The organism is Streptomyces sp. NPDC096046 (assembly GCF_040303285.1).
GTDB lineage: Bacteria > Actinomycetota > Actinomycetes > Streptomycetales > Streptomycetaceae > Streptomyces.
Window position 1 is genome coordinate 66,156 of the sequence record NZ_JBEOSZ010000043.1, and the last position, 6,000, is coordinate 72,155.

The following is a 6,000-nucleotide window of genomic DNA, read 5'->3' on the forward strand; positions in this document are numbered from 1 at the left end:
ACTCATGTCCTCGTCGGGCAGCTTCCACCGGCACGCATTCAGCACACACGGGGAACAGGAAGCACTAAATGATGTCGGTCTGCCACATCGAGAGCACCGGATGCCCGAAGCTTCCCCCGCCGGCCGGCAGGTATCGGTGGGCATACACGGGCACCAGCACCGGCGCCTCCGCCAGAGAATGCCGCGCCGTAGCCAGTGCCGCCGTTCCGTCGGCTGGACGCTCCCCCCAGCCCTCGTACCAAAACCCGTTGTGCTCAACCTCGAGCAGCACGCCCTCGATCGGCCAGTCGAGTTGTCGGCGCAGGCTGTCCAGATCGCCGCCGCGCCACTCCGGCCATGGCCTGGACCAGGTCTGCCCGTCCTCGGGAGGGACGTTGACCGGGAGCCCCGCCGCAAGGAAGGCTCGGTGATCGTCCGCGAACTCGAAGCCGTACTCGTGCTCGATGCGAGTGAACTCGGCGTCCGTCAGCCCCGGCTCGAACTCGTAGATGCCTGTCTGTGCCAGGCGACGTGCGGCCTCCGTGCCCAGGCGTACTCCCTCGTTGCTGATCACCGCCGCACGCTAATGCCGACCGCAGCCATCCGTCACCCGAGTTATGCGCGGGCTCCGTCTCAGTTTCCGTCTCATTCAGCAGCGTTCATTCTCGTTCAACGGAAATCCGCCTGCGAGAACGTCCCGGCCGTCGGCCTCCCATGAACGCAGGTGAACACCCCCGTACACGACGCCGGCCCGTCGCCGGTCAACCGCAGGAAGACGGGCAGTAAGCACCATCTGATCTGCGACGGGAAGGGCACCCCGTTCAAGGTCATCACCACCACGGCCGACGTCAGCGACGTCACGCAGACCCTGGCCCTGGTCGACGGCATCCCGCCGGTGGCGGGCAAGCCCGGCCGACCTCGCCGTCGGCCCGATGCCCTGCTCGGCGACAAGGGCTACGACAGCAACCCCAACCGCCGCGAGCTGCGCAGGCGCCGGCGGCTCCCCGGTAGTGCCGAGCAGCGATCGACGTTTCCTCGTTTCCCACTCCCTCCACAGGCGTGCCACCTCGTCCCGCGGAGGGCTCTCCGGCCCGGCAACCGCTCAGCGTTCATAGGTCGGGACGTGTGACGTTCGCGGGCGTTCTCGCCGGGGTCAGGGCCCGGATGATGCGGGCCAGGTCGGTCGGGGCGGCCGTGAGGTGGACCGGGCGGCCCGCGTCGTCGAGTTCGGCGATCTGCCAGCTTCTGGGCACGCCGTCACCGTCGCCGCCGCGGGGGCGCCGTATGTCCTTGACGGTGAGCCGCTCCGCAGGAATCCGCTTCGCCGCGAACCGGCCCGGGCCGGGGTGCGGTGTGACGGCGGGGGGGCCTCCGCCGAGGACGATGTGGGTGCCGAAGTTGTTCGGGTTGTAGTCGGTGGGCTCCAGGAAGCGGGCGGCCAGGAAGACCTCCTCGTCCTCGTCGGAGGGCTCGGGGGGAGTTCGGGGCGCCGCGGGCTTCTGGGGCGTACGGATGCGGGTCGCGCGCCAGGCCCGGGTGAACGCGCCCAGCGTGGCCAGGCAGCCCGCGACCGCCCAGGTGAGGGTCCCGGGAGAGGTCGGCGGGGTCGTGGGGTGGAGGTAGCAGAGCGGCAGCAGCCACAGGGCCGTAACGGCGAGCGCGCCCGCGAACGGGAGCGCCGACGGAAGGACCTCGTCGGCGGGCAGCCGACGACCGCGTCTGCGCAGCAGTACCAAGGAGGCGGGGTAGCCCGCGGCCAGGGTGCACCCGGCCGCGATGACGGCCACCTCCCCGCCGCTGGGGAAGTGTTCGCGCCAGACGTGGTGTTCGCCGGTGACCTGCCGCACCTCGCCGCGCCAGACGGTGAGCTCGACGCGGTCTCCGGGCCGGAATCCCTCGGCGCCCTCCCGCGAGACCGAGAGCCGCTCCAGCGGCCGGCTCTCCGCGAAGTACAGCCGGCTGCGCTGCTTCCCCTTGCCGACCTCGGCCCGCGTGATCACGGCCGGCAGGGTGGTCAGGCAGTCTTCCTCAGACTCTCGGCTTCGCTCGGGCACGGGGGAACCCGGCCCTTCCTCGGTGGTCGCCCCGGCGGTGCACGGCGCAGCGGACATCCACGCCTGTTTCAGCGACTCCGTGGCCGGCACGAACCAGGCGGCCAGGCCGGCGCACGCGAGCAGCAGCAGGCACAGGGTCAGCGGCACGGCCGTACCGCGACCGGCGGTGCGCTTGGAGATGACGGCGACGTGGTGCGACTCCGGGGTGCCGTACAGGCGGTGCAGCGCGCGAAGATCGTGCAGCTTGGCGTCGAAGTCCGGCCGGTCGCCCGAGGACACGCTGGCCGGCAGGGGCAGGCGGCGCGTGGGTCCGCCGCCGCGCGGCACCACCTCGACGCGGTGGATCTCCTCCCCGTGGCGGCCGTACTGCACGTACACGCGCAGGTCGGCGATGTCGTGCCATGGCACGCTGCGGCGGCGCAGGAGTGTCCGGGAGTGCACTCCGTACGCGTCGGCGCTCACCTGGACGACGGCCCCGTACAGACACGCGACGCCCAGCAGCGCGACGAGCAGGCCCGCATAGGCCCACACGTCCGCCGGCCCGTTGCCGTACGCCACGCGCACCGCGGCCAGACCGGTCCCGGCCAGGCTCGCCCCGGCCGCCGCGAGGACGACGAACCGCCACACGGGGCGCTTCAGGTGGGGACGACAGGTCATTTCCCGGACGCCGTTCATGAGCGGGATCGTGCCATCGGCGAGCTTGCGCCCGCCTGTGCGGTGTCCGGCAGTTTCGCGGCCCGCGACGCTGCCGGGTCGGAAGCCGTGGTGAGGAGTGCGGAGGAGCGTAACGCACGCGTAGACGGAATCGAGACCATCCCGTAGCTCCCTCGCCCCGCAACCCCGGCGCTGTGCCGTGTGTCTAGTGCCGCAGCTTCAACGATCGAGAGCGAACGGTCGAGAACGGTCAAGAGAGGACACCCATGCCTGGTTTCAGAGGTGCGTCGGTGATAGCGGTGGTGGGCGGGATCCTGGCGTTGGCAGGGTGTCGGGAGGCGTCCGGCTCCCACACCGGCTCGGGCGCACCCGCGTCCGCCTCGGCCTCCTCCGCTCCCTCGTCCACGCCTTCCGCGCAGGCCCTGACTCCGACCGGCACTCCTACGATCAGCCCGGCCACCGCCACGGCCCTCCCGTCGGCCGCCCCTGCCACCTCTGCCACCCCGGCCAAGGCCACCACGCCCACTCCCGCGGTGACCCTCCCCCCGTCCGCCCCCTCGTCCGCGGACCACGCCGACTGCCGCAACCTGACCGCCGACAGCCAGGTGAAGACCGCCGTGACGGAGGCGTACCGGCGCAGCTTTCCCCGGTTCGTCCATATCCGGCCGGAGCCGGGGCAGTTCTTCTACGGCCGGTGCGGCGGTCTCCGTTACGCCGCCACCCGCTTCGAGGCCACCCTTGGTGCCACGCACGACGAACTGGTGAGCATGCAGGACGAGGGCAGCGCCACCAAGTACTTCCGCGGCACTTCCGCAGGCGGCTGGACCTACCTCACCAGCGATGACTTCCCTCGTGGAGCACAGGGCTGCGGCGATGTCGCGCAGATTCCCGGCGCCCTCTCCGCACTCTGGGGGAACTGCCCGGTCGGGCGGTAGGAGACGGAGAGCATTCGGCCATGCCGTGTGCCCTCTGGAAACGTCGAGAACATCGGACTCGTCCATCGAGGGCGAAGGTGACCTGGATTCCGTGACGGTTGAGGTGGCACCATCAAGGTCACCGGAAACCCACGAGTTCGCATGCGAGTCCGTGGCCGACGGCCCACAGCAGCAACCCCTCGAAGGATGTGTCCATGCGGCTGGCCCTGAAGTCGTCGGATCCTGTGCGCACCCGGTTCCGCAGAAGGGTCCTCATCACACTTTCGCTCGCCGCTGTCGCCGCCGCCCTGGTGATCGGCGGCATAGCGGTGAACAACGCGGTGAACCAGCCCGAGCTCCGGATACGCGGCATCCCCAGCAGTGGCGTGCTGAACGCCGCCGAGCTCTCCGATGCCAAGCTCATGGTGGATGTCATCGCTCGCAACGGCGACGAGGCGCTGGGCAATGAGGCGCTGCGTGATGTCGAGGTCAGGTTGAACGGCGAGTTCGTCCCCACCCTGTGGGTCGGAGGCCACAGGCTGCTCGATGTGAGGGCGTTGCGGGACGGGCAGTACGAGCTGACGGTGACCGCCGACCCGGGCCCGCTCTCGCGCGAGATCACTCTCAGTCGCCGCTTCATCGTGGACACCACCCAGCCCTGACCTCCAGGGTGTTTCCCCGGGTGCGCCGGTTCGGGCCGGCCCTCACCGAAGGTCCGGCCACGGCCGCCCGCGAGGCGGCCTTCCGCGGTTCGTGGCCGGGTGGGCGGGGCCAGCCGCGGGTGGGCACCCGGCGGCGGTGCCTTCAGCCAGGCGGTCGCCCACCCCCCGCTGCGGCGGAACGCGGAGTAGTGTGGTGAAAACCGAGGGCATTTCGCACACCGGCTTTCACGCCGGGTCGTTCTCGGCGAAACATGACACCCGGGCCGCCGCAGAGCGGCCCGGAGACGGGTCCGCATCATGTCGGCGACCTTGCTTCCCCCGCTGCCGCACCCCGAGCCCGTCGCAGCCCCGGCCGCGCGTCTCGCACTGAAGACCGACGGCAGCTCCCGCGGCCTCCTGGACGGTGCCTGGTGGCCCCGCTCCCGGGATCTGGCGCACGAACTGCGGGCGTTGACCGATGCGTTGGACCCCTTGTGGGGCCGTATCACCCGCGTCGCCGTGAACCCGGAGCACTGGCCGGTCATCCCCCAGAAGGTCCCCGTGGACGGCCACACCGTGAAGGTCGGCTGGTTCACGCCGGAGATCGACCCGCACAAGCTGCTGCTGCTCTCGTACGGCACCGGCCGCTGGGATCTCCTGGTCGTCCCGCCCGAGGCCGGAGCGGAGTCGGCGGCCCGGCTGATGGCTGCCGCGTCCGGCCGCGACGGCCTGCCGCTGACCGCGAGCGCCCTCATCGCCGCGGACGAGGCGCGGCACGGCGTCTCCGCGTCCGACCGGCCGTCGGCCCCGGACGAGGCAGCATCGGAGACCGAGGGCGGCGCCACAGCGACCGACGTGCTCAAGGCACCGGCCGGGACCGTGTCCGCGGGCCTGCCCCGGCAGACGGATCCGCCCGGCCCGGCCGGTCGGCCCAGCGGTTTGTGAGGTGACCGCCGTGAACGCCTACCTGGCAGCCGCCGCCTTCTTGATCCTCGTCGCAGTGGGGGTGTATGTGATCCACCGCCTCAACCTGCAGCACGCCGACAGAATCGCCGCGTACCGGTACGGCTCACCCCTGCCCGGCCGCCGCGGGCGAGACACGCCCCAGCCGCCGTCGGGGCCTGACCCGGCGGAGTCGCCGGCCACCGGCGAACAGCCGGACGACCGCACCCGAGGGCCCGGACGCCCGGCCGGTGAGGAACGCGGCTGAGAGGGACGTCTTCGTCCTCCTGATCAGGCCGGAGGACTCGGGCGGACGTCTTCGTCCTCCTGGCCGGCCCCGTAGGGCCCGGGCGTCCGTCTCTCCCGCCCGGGGAGCACGCCGCCCGGGGTGACGCGAGGGAGCCGGGTGCGGTCGGGGGGCGCTCATCGCCCGCCTCTCCGGCGTCCCGGCTCCCTCGCGGCCCGCGCGGGGTTTCAGTACTGCTCGGTCTCCACGAATCCCGCGTCCGCGTTGTCGTCCGCGTCGAAGGCGGCGGCGGTCGGGTCGAATCCGGGCGGGCTGTCCTTCAGGCCGAGACCCATGCCGGCCAGCTTCGCCTTGACCTCGTCGATCGACTTGGCACCGAAGTTGCGGATGTCGAGCAGGTCCGCCTCCGAGCGCGCCAGGAGTTCGCCCACCGAGTGGACGCCTTCGCGCTTGAGGCAGTTGTACGAGCGGACCGTGAGCTCCAGCTCCTCGATCGGCAGGGCCAGATCGGCGGCCAGGGCGGCGTCCGTGGGCGAGGGGCCCATGTCGATGCCCTCGGCGTCGATGTT

General features: G+C 71.5%; 8 protein-coding genes. 5 read left to right on the forward strand and 3 right to left on the reverse strand.

Features of this window, described 5'->3' with window-relative positions:
* Positions 1-64: 64 nt before the first annotated feature.
* Entirely contained in the window at positions 65-553 is a 489-nt protein-coding gene (locus tag ABTX62_RS29305) for a hypothetical protein (protein WP_352118993.1), read from the reverse strand.
* Between the two features lie 150 nt (positions 554-703).
* On the opposite strand from ABTX62_RS29305, the gene ABTX62_RS37980 reads away from it, so the two are divergent.
* On the forward strand, positions 704-1,108 hold the full coding sequence (locus tag ABTX62_RS37980) for a transposase (protein ID WP_502998028.1): 405 nt from the start codon (positions 704-706) through the stop codon (positions 1,106-1,108).
* On the opposite strand, the gene ABTX62_RS29315 is transcribed toward ABTX62_RS37980, so the two are convergent.
* Positions 1,089-2,708: a PH domain-containing protein gene (locus tag ABTX62_RS29315; RefSeq protein WP_352118994.1), complete on the reverse strand. Its 1,620-nt coding sequence runs from the start codon at positions 2,706-2,708 to the stop codon at positions 1,089-1,091. The two genes, ABTX62_RS37980 and ABTX62_RS29315, sit on opposite strands and share 20 nt — an antisense overlap.
* Positions 2,709-2,953: 245 nt before the next feature.
* On the opposite strand from ABTX62_RS29315, the gene ABTX62_RS29320 reads away from it, so the two are divergent.
* The 4 genes from ABTX62_RS29320 (at position 2,954) to ABTX62_RS29335 (ending at position 5,452) form a co-directional block, all read left to right on the forward strand.
* The gene (locus ABTX62_RS29320; protein WP_352118995.1) at positions 2,954-3,622 is read left to right on the forward strand and encodes a hypothetical protein; all 669 of its coding nucleotides are present in this window, start codon (positions 2,954-2,956) and stop codon (positions 3,620-3,622) included.
* Positions 3,623-3,816: 194 nt separating this feature from the next.
* Positions 3,817-4,263, forward strand: coding sequence for a hypothetical protein (locus ABTX62_RS29325; RefSeq protein WP_352118996.1), 447 nt, complete (start codon positions 3,817-3,819; stop codon positions 4,261-4,263).
* A 297-nt stretch (positions 4,264-4,560) separates the two neighbouring features.
* Positions 4,561-5,187 carry a DUF5994 family protein gene (locus tag ABTX62_RS29330; RefSeq protein WP_352118997.1) on the forward strand — a complete coding sequence of 209 codons (627 nt, stop codon included), beginning with the start codon at positions 4,561-4,563 and terminating at the stop codon, positions 5,185-5,187.
* 10 nt (positions 5,188-5,197) lie between these two features.
* Positions 5,198-5,452 (forward strand): hypothetical protein, encoded by a 255-nt coding sequence (locus tag ABTX62_RS29335; protein WP_352118998.1) that lies wholly within the window; start codon positions 5,198-5,200, stop codon positions 5,450-5,452.
* A 206-nt stretch (positions 5,453-5,658) separates the two neighbouring features.
* On the opposite strand, the gene ABTX62_RS29340 is transcribed toward ABTX62_RS29335, so the two are convergent.
* Positions 5,659-6,000, reverse strand: a 342-nt coding sequence (locus ABTX62_RS29340; protein ID WP_352118999.1) for a DNA-directed RNA polymerase subunit alpha C-terminal domain-containing protein, incomplete at its 5' end; no start/stop codon positions are given.

Coding starts and splice junctions, on each gene's coding strand:
- ABTX62_RS29315 (WP_352118994.1), bottom strand. CDS start 2,708: ATGAACGGCGTCCGGGAAATGACCTGTCGTCCCCACCTGAAGCGCCCC.
- ABTX62_RS29320 (WP_352118995.1), top strand. CDS start 2,954: ATGCCTGGTTTCAGAGGTGCGTCGGTGATAGCGGTGGTGGGCGGGATC.
- ABTX62_RS29330 (WP_352118997.1), top strand. CDS start 4,561: ATGTCGGCGACCTTGCTTCCCCCGCTGCCGCACCCCGAGCCCGTCGCA.
- ABTX62_RS29325 (WP_352118996.1), top strand. CDS start 3,817: ATGCGGCTGGCCCTGAAGTCGTCGGATCCTGTGCGCACCCGGTTCCGC.